Source organism: Verrucomicrobiota bacterium (genome assembly GCA_038744685.1).
Taxonomy (GTDB): domain Bacteria; phylum Verrucomicrobiota; class Verrucomicrobiia; order Opitutales; family Puniceicoccaceae; genus Puniceicoccus.
Map to the genome: position 1 here is coordinate 12,545 of JBCDMB010000023.1, position 17,562 is coordinate 30,106.

The window sequence follows — 17,562 nt, forward strand, 5'->3', positions numbered from 1 at the left end:
ATAGAACACTTCCAATGATTCCGTTCCCAGTCGAGATTGATTCTAGCCAACCTGTTTACGAACAGATAGGGAAAGCTGCACGCCGGGCGATGGCATCAGGTCTTTTGCGAGCGGGGGATCCCTTTCCTTCGGTGCGGGCGATCAGCAAGGATCTAAGGGTCAATCCAAACACGATCCATAAGGTGGTCTCTAAACTGATTGAGGATGGACTCTTAGAAGTGGTGCCAGGTCGAGGGACCTTTGTCAGCCGCGATCTTCCTGAGAAACAGGAGATTCGGGACAGCCTATTGGAGAGGCATGGAAGTGCCCTAGCTGAGGAAGCTAAACGTCTGGGAATGAGTAAAAAGGACTTCGCTCGCTACTGTGAATCTATCTGGAGAAACCTACCATGAATGCTGAACATGCCTTAGAATTTCGTGATCTCTGCAAGGAGTTTCGGGCTCTTTCTGTTCTCGAGGACCTGTCGTTTCAACTGCCAAAAGGGTCCCTCTGCGCGCTCCTTGGACCAAACGGTTGTGGAAAGACGACAGCGCTGAGGATCGTGCTTGGACTCATCCAGCCGGATTCTGGCGTTTCAAAGGTTTTGGGAAAGCCGTCCAATCGCATTCACCACTCCGACTTCCAGCGAATCGGTTATGTAGCAGAGGGGCAGGACTATCCGAAGTCGATTACCGCGGAACGTCTTTTTGACTGGTGCCGAAGTGTCTACGAAAACTGGGATACAGACTTCGTTTCCCGCTTGGTCAGAGATTTTGAAATTCCTCTCCATACCCGGCTCGAACGATGTTCGCGTGGGCAGAGGATGAAAGCACTTTTGGTGTCTTCAATCGGCTTCCGTCCTGAACTCTTGATTCTGGACGAACCTCTGGGAGGGCTGGACCCGGTTCACCGCGAGGAATTTGGGGAGGCTCTTACCGACATTGGTAAGGTCGGAGAGTGGAGCATGATGATTTCCTCCCATGACGTAGACGACATCGAAACTCTTGTGGATCGAGTGGTGATGATGGGTCGAAAAAAACAGGTCGTTGAAGAGGATCTGGATTCGTTGTTGGCGCGTTTCAAACGAGTCGAAGTGCTCGTTGATTCAGAGGTCTATATTGATCCCTATCAGATTCCGGTCCAATGGCACCAACTTCGAAGGGCAGGTCGTCGGATTTCATTGGTTGATTCTCAGTTTGATGAAGCGTCGTGTTCGAAGGAGTTGGAGCGGCTCTTCGGGAAGGTGCAGTCGATGGAGAGCAAAGGTCTGACCTTAAAGGAAATCTACGTGGCACTCGCCAGGAAAACGAAAGGAAAAAAGTCATGAGTAACAAAGCACTGGTTGGTCAGCTCAGGAAGGATCTTCAAGCATCCAAAACCATTCTCATTCTTTGGACTCTTTTGGTCCTTCTTACCGGTGTGATTGGTTCCAATTGGTTTTTCGAATTTGTGGGATTAGGATGGAGCAAGGGTGAGGTGTCGGTCTGGGTAGCAACCATCAATCTTACCTCACTGGGGATCCTTTTTCTGTTTTTGTTTACGTTCCTCGGACCTTTTTACAACGATCCTCCGATGCGGATAGAATCGTTTCTGCATGCCAGACCGGTTTCTCCCTTTGTCTTTGCAGTTTCAAAGATAGCTCCTCTCCTTTTTAGTGTTATCGTCGTCTTCGTTGTCGTGCTTGCCTCATCGGGCGGTAATTGGGGGATTTCCGTCCACAAAGTAAGCGTTTTGCTGGTCGTTGGCTCAGTGATTCTGGCCTCCGCCAGCCTAACTCCCAACTGGGTGGCTCTCTTGAAGCTCTTTTCCCTATTTTTCCTCGTTTCTCTCTGCATCCAGTTTATTGGAAACGTGCCATTTTTCGAGCGGGAGAATTTTGGAATGGGATGGTCACCCAATTCAGATTTGAAGGGGGAGGCGTTGGTATTCCTGATTCCTTCACTACTTGTTTTGTATCTTCAATTCAAATACAGAAAATTCTGGATGGGTCTTTCAGTCTTGGTGTTGGGTTTTGTGGCGGCCTTCTTCCTTTTGGTATTGATTAAAGAAGATCTGCACACGGAATCGGAAGTCGCAGGAGTTTCCGGAGAGGATATTGAGGTGCGGCTTTCTTCACCGTCGAGAGGGGGTTATAACCAAGTACAAGTTCTTTCTTTGTCCTACAAATGGGAAGCGACGAATTTGCCTTCCGAAACTTCTATTCGACCGCTTGGGTCGGTGACTGAAATCAAGGGGGCAGATATTAGATGGAAGCAAGGAGGGAGCGGATTCACGAACCTGGAAGGAGCCGCTGCGGAGGCTTTGAATCTACAATCAGTGGCAGATTACGCCAGAACTCAGAGGGTGCCTCTCCTCCGTATTCCAGTGGAGAAACTTCAGACCTTGATTCAGCCGGGCAACGTGATCGAAGCAAAGGTGTGGTTCGAAATCGTTCAGTTTGAGGTTTCTGGTCGTATCCCGTTTGGGAAGAAGGGATCGGCAGAGGTGGTCGCGGGGAAGACTTATATCCGCGACTGGTCTGTGAGCGATAGCGAAGTGTCGGCGAGTCTTTTGGATCTCGCAGTTGGACAGGCGGACGAGTCGGCGATTCTATTGGTGAGACCTGAAGAGAGGGAGTGGACCGAAGGTAGAATTCGCCGTTCGAGAGGCACGAACACGTTGGTTCGATCGATCCGACAGTATGATGTCGAGTGGGAGGTGGGATCGACGAAACAACAGTCCGCTGGTCGTAAACCTGACCGAGAATGGTTTGCGGAAAGCGAAGTGTGGCTTGCAGTTCCTCGTGAGGTGGGAGTGGTACAATTGAATCGAAGTATTCCGATCGATTTGGTTTCTCCTAATGGAGAGTGGTGGGTCTACCCGATGAAGGAGTCCACTTTCCATTCTCCGGTTCGTCCGGCGGTGGTTTTGGTGAATCTGGTCACTGGTGACGTCAGGAACATTGTTCTCGATGCGGAGGACTCGCCTGAAAGGATCACTTGGGTTGAGGGTGACGTCATCGCTTTGGATTCCGGAGACGGAAAAATCATCGCTTTTGATCTAGACTCGACGGGAAACGGAAACTTGATTCGAAAGAAAGACGGAAGAGATCTATATCAGGGTGAGTTCGAGCGGTTCGAGAAGGCTTGGAATTAGCGCAGCGTTGGGAATTATCCCGAACCATGGATGGACGCCGTCTCGACTCGGCTGAGCTCGTGACGGGTCGGCGTCCGCAACGCTTGGCGATTCAGATAATCAAACGGTCCGCGAGACGCGGATCCTCTAGCGACTCTTTGGTATCACAACCACCCTTTGCGGTGAAAATAGATCACCATAACGATGGCAAAGGTCAGCATCCCGCCCAGACAGATCGGATAGCCCCAGTAGGAATCGAGTAGAGGCATATTCCATGGGCTGGCCTTCGGATCAAAATTCATCCCATAGATCCCTGCGACAAAGGTGAGCGGAATGAAAATGGTCCCAATCACGGTGAGAAGGCGCATGTTTCGGTTGATCCGGTTGTCCTGTCGGGACGAATGAAAATCCTGTAGGTTGTAGAGCATCCTTCGCGCATGTTCGACTCGATCAGCAGCCCTCCTTGAGTGATCGAGAAGATCGCGAATGTATACGTCCATCGAGCTGTCCATCACTTCAGGGGAAAGATCGTGAAAGTCGTGGACCGCATCGCGGAGGGGGAAAGCCACCCGGTTCAGGCGAAGGATCTGCCGTTTCCTCCGGTAAATCTCGTGGATCGGCACCGTGTTATTGTCGTCATCGCCGAGCATTTCTTCCTCCATTTCCACAATCCGCTCCTCGATCGATTCGGTGAGCATCAGAAGGCGGTCAACGAGGGTGTCGATCAATGAGTAGGCGAGAAAGTAGGCGCCTTGTTTCCTTAGTCGGCTCTCCTTCACCCGAAGGCGGGAAACGACTGGACTGAAAACATCCTCCTCGTTTTCAGCAAAAGAGATTACGAGGTTCTCTCGAAAAACTATGGAGATTTGCTGCCCTTTGAGTTGATGGGAATCGGGCTCGAGTTGGACCGCACGCAGGGTGAAGAAGAGCTCTTTTTTGTTGATCTCAACCCGTGGCCTAGCCCAGACATTCATCACGTCCTCAATGGTTAGGGGATGAAGATCGAGGAGCTCACCGAATCTACGTAGTTTGTCAGCTGCGTGGACGCCCTCTACGTGGATCCAGACGTTTTCCTGTGTCTCGGAAATCTCCTTCACCTCCTCAGGGTCGTCCGTCTCAACTTCTTCAAGATTCTCATCGGTGTAGGTTCGGACCCGGAACCGCGTATGACACTGGCGCTCAAAGTTGCTCGAAACTTTTGGCAAGTCTTCTCCGGGAGGCAGGCCGATTCGTTCGGCGCGCTCGCGCAAATCGGTTTGTTGGAGGTAGAGGCTACGATTGTCCGGGTGCTCATTCGGTGCGGAGGAGGAACTCTTCATGATGCCAATCGGTGGTGTTTAGCGTAGAACGCGTTGACGACGTCCTGGCCACCCATGAAGAAGCGAAGAGTCTTCTCATCGGTTTCGAGTAGGTCCACGACCATCAAACCATCAAGGACGTCGCTGAAGTCCGCGTCCACATTGAAGCTTAGGAAGCGGGCGTTCAACTTTACGTAATGGCGGAGGAGGGTGGGCACTCCCTTTTGGTCGGGCTCAATCTCTGCAATGAGAGCAGATACGTCGTCGATGTTTTTTACACCTCGTTCAATCGCTTCCTTTTCCTCGTTGCTTAGCAGATTACTCTTTTCAGGAGGGCTCTTGGCTTTGACTTTGCCGGAAAGGATGGAATCGAAATTGTTTCCACGGAGGAAATGAATGATGAGATCTTTGGAGATCGTTTCATATTCGCAGTTTATGCTTACCGGGCCAAACAGGTAGCGATAGCGGGGGTTTCGCGAAATGAAGGCCCCGATTCCTTGCCAAATGATAGAAAGGGTAGCGAATTTGCGCTGATAAGAGGGCACGATGAAGGATCGCCCGAGTTCCATCGCAGGGTCCATGCTCTCGAGAAAAGAGGTGCGGAATCGGAAAAGAGTGCTGGTGTAGAATCCTCTTTTTCTCTTCCGGGGAAGAATCGCATCGGTCTGTCCCATCCGGTAGCCACCGACGATTTCCTGCTCTTCTGTGTTCCAGAGAAACAGCTGAAGGTAATCGAGGTCGAAATGGTCTGTGTCGTAGGGTTTTCCGGTACCTTCACTCACTTCACGGAAAGTCAGTTCGCGGAGTCTCCCCAGTTCGAGAAGGATGTTGGGAGCATCTGCGCCCTTGACGACGTAGACGCGAAACTTTTTCCGCTCAAAGAGGAGTCCTTCCTCGGGAATTTGATCAATTTCAGCCAATAGCTTCGTCTTGCGAACGGGATCAATGAGTGGTTTCAAACTCGGATCGGCACTCCGGGTTTTTATAGGGAGGGGGAGTGTGAGCTTGAGATTTGGACGGATGTGGAGCGGTCCGCGGGGGCGCCTTCCAGAACCGCCCAGCATGTACGTTCGCAGGCGAAGAAAGTCGAGGAGGTCCTTTTCGTTGTCGAACTCAGCAATCTTTGCGGGAGAGATGGGAGTGCCAACGCGAAGGGAAACCTCATGTCCCTTCTTGTTGGTGAGCTGTCTCGCCAGTAGAAGAGTGCGGAGGCGGGGGTGGATGGTTCCGGCGATGTTGAAAGAGAGACTGTTACCTCCGTAGAAGAAGATTGGCACAACGGAGGCCCCCGAGCGTTGGATGAGCTTCGCGGTGACTGGGTTCCAATCGGAATCAGTGACTCTTCTCTGCGTGAGGCGGAAATGGGACACCGCACCAGCCGGGAAGGTAGCTACCAAGTGGCCATCTTTGATCCAGCGGAGGGCTTCTTTTACTGAACGACCGTTAAAACGGGCCGAATTCTTTGTGGCGAAGGGATCGATTCCCAGAACGAGTGGCTCAAGCTCGCTCATTCTCAGCAAGAGGTAGTTTGCCAGAAGCTTGGTGTCCTTTCGAATCGAGAGGAGGAAGTCTCCGAGGATGATGCCGTCCAAACCACCAAAAGGATGGTTTGCGATCACGAAAACGGGCCCGTCCGGGGCTATTCTTGCGGCCTCTTCGTCACTGTATCGGTAGCGGACTCCAAGGCTTTGCAGAACATTCTGAAAAAAAATGTCCGATCGGCTGCCTCTACTATCGTCGTAAAGCCGGTTGATTCCCCGGATCCCGAGAAGTCTTTCGACGATAGGTGCAATGAGGTGATAACCGGTCCGCAGAAGCGGATTGTGAATTCCCTTCTCGAGCTCGACTAGGGATTCGTTGTCCGTGCAAGGTCTCATTGGAGAAATGGGAGATCAACCTAGCGACCATTGAACTTCCAACGGTCAACGTCCGGTGTTGAGAGACTTCGATGTTGGGCGTTCAAAGTTGGACGTTGGACGGTCGCCATCGGGAATATGACTAGGGTTTACCCGTCAGATCTTTTTCTCGCTCGGTTTCGCGTCAGCGACTCTTTCCGTCACCGAAGGAGTCTCCGTTTTGGAGGCAGGTTTATCTGCGGGGTCGATTTTCTTTTGAGCAGGCGGGTTGAGATCTGGTTTTGGGGCTGGCGGAATCTCTGGTTTCGAAGAAGTGACTTCTTCTTTTCCAGGCTTTTCTACCTTGGGTTCAGCAGAAGGAGCTTTGTTCAGGTCTACTTCCCGGCGTTTTCCATTTCCTTTCTTGATTCCCGTAACGAGCACTCGAATCTTCCCGAGGCGCTCGACACCGAGGTTGTTTTCCAGTGCATCTTTCAAGTGGCTCTGGAGGAAAGCAGCGGTGTCGCGAAGATGCGAGGCTCCATCCACCTTGATGCGAACCAAGAGGTTTAGGCGTCTCTTGGCACGAATCTTAATCGAAGGTTTGCGGACCTCCGGAAGCTGTTCACAAGCAGAAAGGACGAGCTCGAGCAAAGCGTGGCGGGAAATCTCTACCGGTCCTGTCTCGCCCTTGAACGCACGGATTTTCCGAACGGGTCTTAGTCGCAGGACTATAAGGATGATAAAGAGGCCGAGCGCGATCAGCCCAAGTTTCGCGTAGATGCCTTCAGACAGGTAGCTAAAGTCAGTGGCTTGGATCGATTCGAACCAAATTTTGATCTTCTCCCCCATCAGATCCTCCTATCGGTTCCAGCTGCCGCCGTCTTGCTTGGACTGATCGGGCACGTGGACGCCGTCTATCGTTATGTCGACGCGACCCACGTCTTTGCTCGTCATTTTGGAAACTTCTTCCCGGATCGTTTGTTGGATTTGGCCGCCGGCGCGGGCCAGCTCGACGCCAAAGTCGAGAATCACGCGGACATCGATTTCGTAAGTGCCCCCTTCGTCTTCGCTGACACGAACTCCACGCTCGCCTTCTTTCTTGGCGAACATTTCGGTGATCCCCTCAAAACGACCGCCACCGACCGAGTGAACCCCAGGGACGTTTAAGGTAGCGATGCGGACGATATTGGCGACGACGGAGTGATTGATGCGGATTTCTCCGAGAGTGGAGCTTTCTTCCGAAACGAAGGGAACAGCACTGTCGGTTTCCTCTGAGTTAGGTTTTTCCATGGCGATTACTAGGATTCAGGTTGTGAGGGAGAGAGAAGATATCGAGGGGTTCTGGCAAGAAATTCTTCCACGTAGCGTGTGGTGGTCTGGCCCTGACGGAAGACAGGGTCGCTCACGATTGCCTGAAGAAACGGGATATTCGTGTTGATCCCCCTGACCAGATATTCCTTGAGTGCCCGCTGCATGTGGACGATTGCTGCCTCACGAGTGTCGCCGTAGGTGATTAGTTTCCCCACCATTGAATCGTAGTGGGGTGGGACCGGGTATCCGGAGTAGACATGAGAGTCTACCCGCACTCCCGGGCCGCCCGGTGGAAAGTAAAGATCGATCTCCCCAGGAGAGGGGGCAAAATTGCGGGAAGGATCTTCGGCGCAGATCCGGCATTCGATGGCGTGCTTCCCTTCGACTCGAATCTGTTTCTGCTCGATACCGAGGGCTTCACCGGACGCAATCTGAAGCTGCTTTTTGATCAAGTCGATACCAGTCACAATTTCAGTAACAGGATGCTCGACCTGAATCCGCGTGTTCATCTCGATGAAATAAAAGTCCCCATTCTTATCGACGAGAAACTCGATTGTTCCGGCATTCCAATAGTCGGCGGCCTCGGCCGCTTTCACAGCCGCCCGCCCCATTTTCCTCCGCTGGTCTGCTGTAATCGTGGGTGAGGGCGCTTCTTCGATTACCTTCTGATGCCTTCGTTGCACGGAGCAATCACGCTCACCGAGATGGATGATCTTCCCGTGCTCGTCGGCGAGAATTTGAAACTCGATATGCCGTGGGTCCTGGATGAATTTCTCGATATAGACAGAGCCATCCCCGAATGCCTTCTCGGCCTCATTGCGTGCGGTGTCGAACTCTCGCTGAAAGGCGACTGCGTTGTGGGCGACCCGCATTCCGCGACCACCGCCCCCGGAGACTGCCTTGATGATCACCGGAAAGCCGATCTCCTTTGCGAGTTTAATGGCCTCTTTTCCGTCTTGTATGGCCCCTTCACTGCCGGGAATGATCGGAACCTTGGCTGCTTTGACCGTCTCTCTTGCCAGGGCCTTGTCTCCCATCTGACGAATCGTCTTGGATTTGGGCCCGATAAACTTGATGTTGCAACTCTCGCATTGCTCGGCGAAGTCAGCGTTCTCAGCCAAAAACCCGTAGCCGGGGTGGATCGCATCGACATTGGCCAGTTCGGCCGCACTGAGGATTCGATCGCCTTTGAGGTAGCTGTCCGCGCTCGGAGCCGGCCCGATGCAGATTGCGTCATCCGCAACCTGGCAGTGGATCGATTGCTCGTCTGCTTCCGAATAGACAGCAAGCGTCTCAATCCCGAGCTCTCGGCAAGCCCGGATGATCCGCAAGGCGATCTCCCCGCGGTTGGCGATGAGGACTTTCTTCAACATATGCTGGTGCTCAACCCTCTTTGACCTTCATCAGCGCTTGGCCAAATTCGACCGGCTCGCCGTTTTCCACGAGGATCTCGAGGACCTTGCCGCTGATTTCGGACTGAATTTCGTTCATCACCTTCATCGCTTCGATGATGCAAACCACCGTTTCCGTCTTGATCTTGCCACCTTCTTCCACGAATGGCGGGCTGTCGGGCGAGGGAGCTCGGTAAAACGTGCCGACCATCGGGGATTTGACATAGGCGACTCCTTTTTCCTCCTCGTCAGCAGGAGCTGCGGCGGCCCCTGTGGCCGGAGGTGCGGCAGGAGCGGGTGCCGCAGAAGGTGCGGCGATCGCGGGCGCACCTCCTTGGATGGTGACGATCTCCTTCTCGCGGGCCAGACGGACGCGAAACGTTTCCTCCTCAATCTCCATCGAGGAAAGGTCGCTGTCCTTCATGATTTCGACGAGTTTTTCAATTTGTTCGATGTCCAAAGCTTGTCCTTTCATTGGGATTCGTGCGAAAAATGTGATTTCTGAAAATTTGGTAAGCGCGGATGGTAGAGCGGTTTGCGCGTCCTCTGCAACTTTATTGGGGAGTCGTGAAGCGTAACCCGTCTCTATTTCTGGGCTTACAGGGAAAAGTGACGAGAGGCTTCCAGTGATGAAGTGGTTTGCGAATTCTCCATCGATGGAGTCGCTGGCTCGGGATCGATAAACGAAGCTCGAAGTGCCAAATGAGTATCGTCTAAGAGGTTGTAAACGAGTCCCTTAGACCAAGGGAGATCCCGAAACCGGCAATGGCGATCAGGTATCGACTGAAGCCACATCTTGTTACCGGGACAGCAGGTCTCAGATTCACTGCGAAGGCCTTCTCTCGCTGCTTTGCTGCAAAATTCTGCTCGGTGAGGCGGAGGAGCAAATCACCCTCGTTTTTCCCCCAATCTGGCATCGTAACAGCTTTGTCACGAAGTGACATGGAAAGTTTATTGGCTACTTGCACGCAGTTCGTTTTTGGTGGATAAAAAGGGTGAGCGTGTTCAAGAAAAACCGGAAGACTTACGGGGAGGGTCTTCTCCAGAAAGATGAAGACTCGTCGGGGTTTGCTCTGATCATCAGTCTAAGTCTGATGGCTGTAATTGTGCTGGCTGTCGTTTTACTGGCGAGCCAGTTGAGAGTAGCGATCGCCTCAAACAGCGACGAGAAGTGGCTAGTCTTGTCCCGAGAGAACGCGAAACTTAGCTTGGCGGCAGCAATTGGTGGCCTTCAGGAGGTTGCAGGAGAAGATCGTCGTGCTACAGCTAGAGCAGAAATCCTTGGGGCTGGGAACTTCGCTGCTGATCGCGGCCTCTGGACGGGAGTTTGGGATGCGAGTAGCCCCGGTGCGGACCCAGAGTGGTTGGTTTCCGGCACTTCGCCACAACCTCAAGGTGCTTTCTCCAACGGGTCTGTCGAAATTCTTCCACCGACCGATCCCGGTAGTTTGGGCACGCAGGCTCCGTTGGAAGAGATTCGAAGTGGTGGAAGCATTTTGGGCCGCTGGGCCTGGTGGGCTGGTGGAGAAGCATCAGGTGCATCGCTTTCCGGTGGGCGCAGGGGAACGTCTGTCTACGGGACGGACAATTCTGAGTTCGAGGACGTTCGAAGCAGGATAGAGTTTGCAGCTCCCTTTGGCGTGAGCTTAACCTCGCTGTTCGACGGAGTCGATGTGGATGCCGATGACGACGATCTGGCTCGTAGGCTGAATCGACTCATCGACGTGGATGAGGAGCTCTCCTTCATATCCGATAGTAGCGGAAATGAGTTTGCGGATAACGGCTCATTGAGTAACGTCCGGAGAGATGTGTCTGGGGTTTCATTTGGCATTCTGGAGAATACGCTGGACGGCGGATTAAAAAAAAATCTCTACGATACAGCATACCGGGATAACTTTTTGGCCAATGGCGACTTAACGTCTTTTCTTGGGCCGAAGAACGGGTTTCTGAGTGTGGGTTCTGGAATCCCGGATCGCAGGTCTTACGCGGGTAAGCCGTTTTTCAGCCCGAGGCCTATCCTCAGTGAAGCAGTGCTATATATAGGTTTGTTTCACACGTGGAGTGATGCAAAAATAAGGGTTCGGTACCACGTTGAAGGGGAGTTCTGGAACCCTTATTCATTTCCTTTACGTTTTGCTCCAGACTCGGGGAATCTGACCCGTGGCGTGATCCTTAAGTTCACCGGATTGCCCGAAGTCGATATTGTTGCGGAGAACCTGAATGTTGATCCAGGATGGCAGGTTCCAGACTTAAACGACAATTTTGACGACCTACTAACATTTAACACAAACGAAAGAGGTCCGTTGACGTCTTGGATGGAAATTTCCCCGACCCCGACGTCCTTAGGGCAGCCTGAATTGTTGCCTGGTGAGGTGTACCGGGTGATGGAACCGAATCCTGAAACGCAGGCACGCGGGATTGCAAAAGATTTTGACGACGTTCGGTGGTCTGAATCACAGGAGTCCCGCCCGAACGATGATGCGGATATCCGGATAACGGCAACGCATCCGGATGGGGGTGTTACGGTGACTGTCGATCCTTTCGGAACTGGGAATGGCGAGGTGGCTGTATTCGAAAATATCCCGTTCGATGACTTTGAAGTCGTCAAGAAGTTTAGGACTGGTACAAACCCCTTTTCCCGAGATACGAGTGGAAGTTACGAGCAGTCCGACTACATTTTTGCCTATCACTTTCGAATCTACAGCGACGAATCAGACGTTCTCTCAATGAGAGATCTTCAGTCCGCAGTGGATCTGCGGGATCCTGACTTCCGGGGCATCGAAACCTACAAAGATCTCGAAGGATCTACACGGACAAAAAGCGATCTCATTGCGCCTCTTAGCCCTGATCCCTCCTTCATCGTCACGGACGACAGTAACCTCTTCAGCCTGTTGGATCAAATAACCGACGGGACACTAGCTACTCTCGGTAACTCATTCGAGAGGTCTCATGAGTTTGGCTATCGCAATATGGTTCTGTACGACGTTCCTGATGGTGATGCTGTTTCCATTGGGCAGCTGGCATCGTTGCCCATATACCGCCGGGCTCCACGCTCCATAGGAAACTCGTGGGGTGGCGTTCTCAACGAAGCTTTCGATCGGTACTTTCTATCTCCGAAGTTGGTGGACTCTTCTGGTGGAGCGGTCATCGCAAACCCATGGCTCCGGTCGATCGACTCTAACGTTTCTGTGACTCCCGACGAAGACGACGCAGTAAATGAGATGGTCGATGGAGCATTCAATATCAATTCAACCTCTTTTGAGGCTTGGAGGGCGGTATTAGCGGCTCCGGCGGAGACCCCCCAAGGCTTGGACGAGAACCGGAGAGGGCGTCAGGATGTTTACCGTGACGGAGTTTTTTTCCGATTGCCGTCTTATCAGGCAGAACTGGGTGATTTTTACCTTACCGAAGATGAGATCCAAAAACCTGAGCGGCTCTTCCAGCAAGGAATCAGGGTGTTGGCGGATGATCAAATCGATGACCTTGCCGCTTCTATCGTTGAGTCAATTGAGGATAGGGCAGAGCCGTTCTTTAGCGTCGCTGATTTCGTGAATTCCGGCATCATTTCAGACGCGATCGCTGATGTTGGGAGTCGGTCGGGTTCAACGGCGGACGTTGTGAATGATCCGATTCTCATGATGGAGAAGTCGAACGTATACCTTGACCAGTCGGACGTTATTTCGAGGGTGGCGCCATTTGCGACCGTGCGATCAGATACTTTTCGCGTAAGGGCCTATGGGCAATCGATTGATCCGCGATCAGGTGACGTTGTCTCGTTTTCTTTGTGTGAAGCGATCTTGCAGAGGGTTCCGGACAAGCTCGATGGCAGCGATGTTGCGGATCCGACAAATAGTCTCTTGGACTCCCGGAGTTTTCGTCTTTTGAAATTCGATTGGATCGATGAAGGCTAGAAGATTTCTTGCTGCACTTTTGCTGTGCTTCGTAGCTGCTGTTGGTTCGGCGAAAGCTCAGGAGGCTGGTCTGCAGACGGATGCTGAAGACCCACTGTCATTGAATTTTGATTTCTCTGTTTTCCCTCTCGAATCTGCCGAATGGAAAGGTGTCCTTTACGCGCCAAATGGTGACCCAACGGATGGAGTAGAAGAGTTGGTGTTTAATCCTCACGAAAGGACACTTGGATATTCGTACTCCGGACCTGCTCCATTTCGTGTTTTTCGCCGGCTGGTCGACCCGGAGGGGGAAGAGTTTTTTCGATCGGTCGGTGAGATTTCGCTAAAACCCACACGCGACGACTTGATCCTGTTTTTTAGTCTGACCCCCGATGCGTCCCGGATGGGGCCATACCGAATACAGTTCATGGTCGATTCGAATTACACATTTCCAGAAGACTCAGTTGTGTTTTTCAACTCAACAGGCGCTACTTTTTATGGAGTTCTTGGAGGAGAAAGGGTGATTTTGGAGCCAGGAGCTTCGAAGCCTACCGATGTATCAAGCTTTTTTGACAGTCCGGCTCCCATAGCCCTCGTGATTCGAGACGGTGATCAGATCCATCGGGTCCTTGTAAATCGGATCCGCTTCTTTCCAGATCGCCGAACCCTGATGATTCTTCGACCACCCGCTTCACCCAACAGCATGCGAATCCGAACCCAACGGTTGACAGAGTACATGGGTGATGTTGCTCCTGACAGTGACCGTGGAGCATGATTTAACTGAAACGAATGAACGACACGTGAAAAAATACCTGACCTTCCTAATTACGACCTCTCTCTTTGCCAGTGTTTGTAGCGCTCAAATAACTTCGGAGGCCGTCGTGTCTGCCACGATCGAAGACGATGGTATCAACGGAACATCCCTGTTCTTTGCGCAAAACAATAATTCGAATTTCGATGAGTACAGCCTGGCTGGGTTTTTATTATCTCAAACTAATTTTGGCGATTTGGAAGTGGCCGATATTTCTTCTGCAGTATTGACGCTTACTGTCTCGGATCAGTTCTTTTCGGCTACAGGCCCGTTCTCGATTTTGTTTACGACGGACTCGTCGACAGACCTTGGTGGTTACAGCAGTTTGCTTTTCGACTCGAATTCTACCTATGGAATCAACGCCTCAGATTTTACCGACGCGCCAGTAGTTGTTGGGACTGGAAATTACGCGTTTAGCGGGAATAACGGTGGTGGGACGACTGTTGACATCTCTCTCGATCTAAGTGTTTTCGAGGCAGAACTAATTGCGGCGATTAATGCAGGTGAGCCATTCAATCTTCTCATAGGTTCACTGAATTCGGATTCAACAATCGCGACATTTGCTGGGGCGGGGGTTTCTGGAGCACCCTTGTTGGAGATCACAGCCACTACGACCGGAGTTAATCCTGAGCCATCAGCTCACCCGACCTCTTTTGATTCAGCGGTCCAGTTTAATTCGATTCAATTGGTTTGGGTCGATTCTGCAGACGCTGCGGGATACGTGATCCAAATCTCTGAGACCAATTCCTTCTCACCAGTAACTGACGGCACCTCGCCTGTTGAGGACCTCGATTTGAGTGACGGAGCGGGTCAGGCTGTCGTTCTTCAGGGGGTCCAGTCTTTATTCTTTGAAGAACTCGATGAGTCTACGGAATACTTCTTCCGTATTCTCCCATACAGTAACCTGGGTGTTGATACCGATTACAAGACGGATGGATCGCCACCCACTACAAGTGCGGAGACCGGCAATCTCCCGACTGGAGACCTTTTGATAACACAATATTACGAAGGGACGGGCAACAATAAGTATCTTGAACTGACCAACGTCTCTGCGTTACCAATTGCTTTGGATGGCCTGATTTTGACTGCATGGTCCAATGCCTCGACAGAGGATTGGAAGACCGGTGCTTCAGTCACCACCCGCGTAACTCCGCTTGACGGAATCACCCTAGCAGCCGGATCGACTATTGTGGTTGCTAATGGAGCAGCGAGTAGCCCAATCTCTCCAAGTGACGCTGCGATTCCCGGGAGTAGTGGCGGAGATGTCGAAGCTACGTTTTTCAATGGAGATGATTCCGTTGTCTTGTTCGCTGGAGCTTCTCAAGCCCCCGGGACGATTATCGATGCGATAAGCTTTACAGACGAAGCGAACGAGGGTGACGGTGAAGGTCAAGATAAGAGCTTTGTCCGGCTTACGACGAGTCCAGGTTATGATTTAGTCGCTGGATCCAACGTAACTAGCTTTCCCTCTGTTTGGGGAGAGGTCACTTTGGCTACTGTGAATTCTGCCAGTCCCGGAGATGATGAATTTCTGGGAAGCAGCGCACTTGGTAATCCACCACCAACGGTTTCGTTTACCTCTACTTCCTTCGTCGAAGGTGAAGACGTTGGAACGGTTGACCTTACTTTGCAATTACTGGATCCAGATGGAACCGAAGTCTCGGTCGACGTTGCCTTTGTCTCTGGATCCAGCACTGGAATTCTCGCAGACATTGATTCCTACACGACGCAGACGGTCGTTTTTCCTAGTAGTGCCGCGTCAGGAGCCACCCAAACCGTTACGGTAACCATTACGGATGATGGTGACGAAGAGCCGACGGAAACGGCTGTTTTTGCACTTGTGAATCTGCAGACAACAGGATCAGCGGTCATCGGTAGCGCTTCTCAGGCCACTGTTACTATCCAAGACAATGATACGCCGATTCCCAATCTCTTCATCTCAGAGGTGGCAGATCCAGGTGACGATCCAAGCGCACGCTTCGTTGAAATCTACAACCCGACAAGTAGCCCTATCGATTTAACCGTAGGGAATTGGAATCTGTTGCTCTACTTCAATGCCAACGCGACACCCGGGGCTACGATCGCATTAACTGGAACAATTCCCGCGAATGGGACTTATGTCATTGGTCAGGGTTCGTTCGAGGGTGCTTATGGAACTCCGCCGAACGCAACCGGGAACATCAATGCCAACGGTGATGACAACTACGAACTTCGTTTCGGTGGCGACGCAGTGACAGGGATTTTAGTTGACGTTTATGGGCAGCCCGGGACGGACGGTTCGGGTGAATCGTGGGAATTTGAAGACTCCAGAGCGGTTCGGTTGAATACGGTGACCACGGGAAGGACGACCTTTGAAGCGTCTGAGTGGGCGATTTTAGGTGCTAATGTAGCTAATGCGACTCCGGGGGTTCATCCGGAAACGATCCTTACTCCACCAACCAACGCGGTAGCGCAGGCACAAGGAGCCAGTGCTATCAATATTTCTTTCACACCTTCCGATGGGAACGATGTAGTGCTGATCTTTAGCACCACTCAGTCATTCACTGCACCGACCGGTGCGACTCCTACCGTGGGTGACTCCTTCGCGGGCGGAACAGTTTTGTCGGTCGGGACTACATCGCCGGTGCAACATACGGGTCTTACCGCATCAACGAACTACTTCTATGCTCTCTACTCCAACAGCGGGACTGACTATTCGGCCGGGGTATTTGTTTCAGTGGCAACCGATGCCTTCGATGGGTTGATCAACAGTGAGGACTTTGAGGGGACTCCGGGTTGGGTAAATCAGAGTCTCTTAGGGGCTGACTTAGGCGGTGAGTGGCGGGTCGAGGAAGGAGAGATGGTCGCGGACGGTTTTGATGTTCTTGTCAACCAAGCGCACTACCTCGTCTCTCCAGAGTTTGATTTCACCTCCGCTTCCAATGTGGTCATTGAATTTGACTACGGGGAGTCTCAAACGGGGCCGACATTGGGTCTGTTCTACTCAACGGACTACTCAGGAACTGGGGCTCCTACCGCAGGTGGGGATACCTGGACCCTGATTCCTTTCACGTTTGAGGAAGACTTGAGCAACCCTGCGGATACTTTCACGAGCTTCTCGGCTCAGGTCGAACTCCCAGAGATTTTGGAAGGCGAGTCGAGTGTCTATTTGTCGTTCCTCTACACTTCTGATGGTACAGTCAGCGGATCGAGGATTTGGTTTATCGATAATATCGTGGTGCGTTTGCTACCTGATTTAAGCGATCCGCTACAGGCGTTTCTGAATTTGTATGGCCTGACCTCAGCGGACTTTAACGATGATTCCGGGGATAATGATGGTCTGGTGGTTCTTCTGGAGTACCTTTTGAACAGCAATCCGAACGAGCCCACTCGGTTCGCCTTCGAAGCGGGGTTATACGATCTGGATGGGCCTGACTCCTACACCTTCCCAGGGACCGATTATCTCGGAATTCGATTCACTAGTCCTCGTGACGGGGAAGCCGAAAGCGTCGTCATCAGTCTGATCGGGAGCGATGACCTCGGGATAACCGACGCTTTTGCGGCAATCAGTTTCGACTACGTCGGTCCAACTAACAATGGAGATGGGACCTTTACCCACCACTACGTCCAGTCGACACCGATTTCCGATCCTGACGCAAAGCCGTTTATCCAGCTGCAAGTGGTAGAGGACGTAGAGTAAAAGGCGTGCTTATTTGAGTTTGTTCGCCTCCTCCCGCTTCTGAGAAGCGAGGCCACGTAGCCTCGAAACTCTGTTTCGGGGAGGTGGTGATGGATGTAGCGGGTTCAGGTTCATGGAACGCCCGGCTTGCGGGATGTTGTGTGCTACTTTGAGTCGCTAAGTTCGACAGGTGTCTTTGAACGGGTGTTCCAGTGGTATAAATCTCCGTTTCTAGTCCAGACAACGCGGCTTGCGACACGCTTCGCGCTACC

General features: G+C 52.1%; 13 protein-coding genes. 6 read left to right on the forward strand and 7 right to left on the reverse strand.

Features of this window, described 5'->3' with window-relative positions:
• Positions 1 to 14 precede the first annotated feature (14 nt).
• The 3 genes from AAGJ81_12225 to AAGJ81_12235 are packed head-to-tail and all read left to right on the forward strand — an operon-like array spanning position 15 to position 3,114.
• Positions 15 to 392, forward strand: coding sequence for a GntR family transcriptional regulator (locus AAGJ81_12225; protein MEM0966909.1), 378 nt, complete (start codon positions 15 to 17; stop codon positions 390 to 392).
• Positions 389 to 1,306: an ABC transporter ATP-binding protein gene (locus tag AAGJ81_12230; protein MEM0966910.1), complete on the forward strand. Its 918-nt coding sequence runs from the start codon at positions 389 to 391 to the stop codon at positions 1,304 to 1,306. The genes AAGJ81_12225 and AAGJ81_12230 overlap by 4 nt, the downstream gene beginning before the upstream one ends.
• Positions 1,303 to 3,114 carry a hypothetical protein gene (locus AAGJ81_12235; GenBank protein ID MEM0966911.1) on the forward strand — a complete coding sequence of 604 codons (1,812 nt, stop codon included), beginning with the start codon at positions 1,303 to 1,305 and terminating at the stop codon, positions 3,112 to 3,114. The genes AAGJ81_12230 and AAGJ81_12235 overlap by 4 nt, the downstream gene beginning before the upstream one ends.
• A gap of 143 nt (positions 3,115 to 3,257) precedes the next feature.
• Here AAGJ81_12235 and corA read toward each other — a convergent pair whose 3' ends face one another.
• From corA to AAGJ81_12270, 7 genes are all read right to left on the reverse strand, one after another.
• Positions 3,258 to 4,412, reverse strand: coding sequence for a magnesium/cobalt transporter CorA (gene corA, locus AAGJ81_12240; GenBank protein ID MEM0966912.1), 1,155 nt, complete (start codon positions 4,410 to 4,412; stop codon positions 3,258 to 3,260).
• Entirely contained in the window at positions 4,409 to 6,268 is a 1,860-nt protein-coding gene (locus AAGJ81_12245; protein ID MEM0966913.1) for a GNAT family N-acyltransferase, read from the reverse strand. Before AAGJ81_12245 ends, corA begins: the two co-directional genes overlap by 4 nt.
• A 135-nt stretch (positions 6,269 to 6,403) precedes the next feature.
• Positions 6,404 to 7,078 (reverse strand): hypothetical protein, encoded by a 675-nt coding sequence (locus AAGJ81_12250; GenBank protein ID MEM0966914.1) that lies wholly within the window; start codon positions 7,076 to 7,078, stop codon positions 6,404 to 6,406.
• A 9-nt stretch (positions 7,079 to 7,087) separates the two neighbouring features.
• On the reverse strand, positions 7,088 to 7,519 hold the full coding sequence (locus AAGJ81_12255; protein MEM0966915.1) for an Asp23/Gls24 family envelope stress response protein: 432 nt from the start codon (positions 7,517 to 7,519) through the stop codon (positions 7,088 to 7,090).
• Between the two features lie 8 nt (positions 7,520 to 7,527).
• Positions 7,528 to 8,913, reverse strand: coding sequence for an acetyl-CoA carboxylase biotin carboxylase subunit (accC, locus tag AAGJ81_12260; protein ID MEM0966916.1), 1,386 nt, complete (start codon positions 8,911 to 8,913; stop codon positions 7,528 to 7,530).
• Between the two features lie 10 nt (positions 8,914 to 8,923).
• Positions 8,924 to 9,406, reverse strand: coding sequence for an acetyl-CoA carboxylase biotin carboxyl carrier protein (gene accB / locus AAGJ81_12265; protein MEM0966917.1), 483 nt, complete (start codon positions 9,404 to 9,406; stop codon positions 8,924 to 8,926).
• A gap of 238 nt (positions 9,407 to 9,644) precedes the next feature.
• Positions 9,645 to 9,875, reverse strand: a complete 231-nt coding sequence (locus AAGJ81_12270; protein ID MEM0966918.1) for a hypothetical protein — start codon at positions 9,873 to 9,875, stop codon at positions 9,645 to 9,647.
• A 51-nt stretch (positions 9,876 to 9,926) separates the two neighbouring features.
• Between AAGJ81_12270 and AAGJ81_12275 the strand changes: the two genes are divergently transcribed.
• From AAGJ81_12275 to AAGJ81_12285, 3 genes are read left to right on the forward strand one after another with little or no spacing between them, the layout of a single operon-like run.
• Positions 9,927 to 12,842 carry a hypothetical protein gene (locus AAGJ81_12275; GenBank protein MEM0966919.1) on the forward strand — a complete coding sequence of 972 codons (2,916 nt, stop codon included), beginning with the start codon at positions 9,927 to 9,929 and terminating at the stop codon, positions 12,840 to 12,842.
• Positions 12,832 to 13,596 (forward strand): hypothetical protein, encoded by a 765-nt coding sequence (locus tag AAGJ81_12280; protein MEM0966920.1) that lies wholly within the window; start codon positions 12,832 to 12,834, stop codon positions 13,594 to 13,596. Before AAGJ81_12275 ends, AAGJ81_12280 begins: the two co-directional genes overlap by 11 nt.
• Entirely contained in the window at positions 13,565 to 17,311 is a 3,747-nt protein-coding gene (locus AAGJ81_12285; protein ID MEM0966921.1) for a lamin tail domain-containing protein, read from the forward strand. Before AAGJ81_12280 ends, AAGJ81_12285 begins: the two co-directional genes overlap by 32 nt.
• Positions 17,312 to 17,562: the final 251 nt, after the last annotated feature.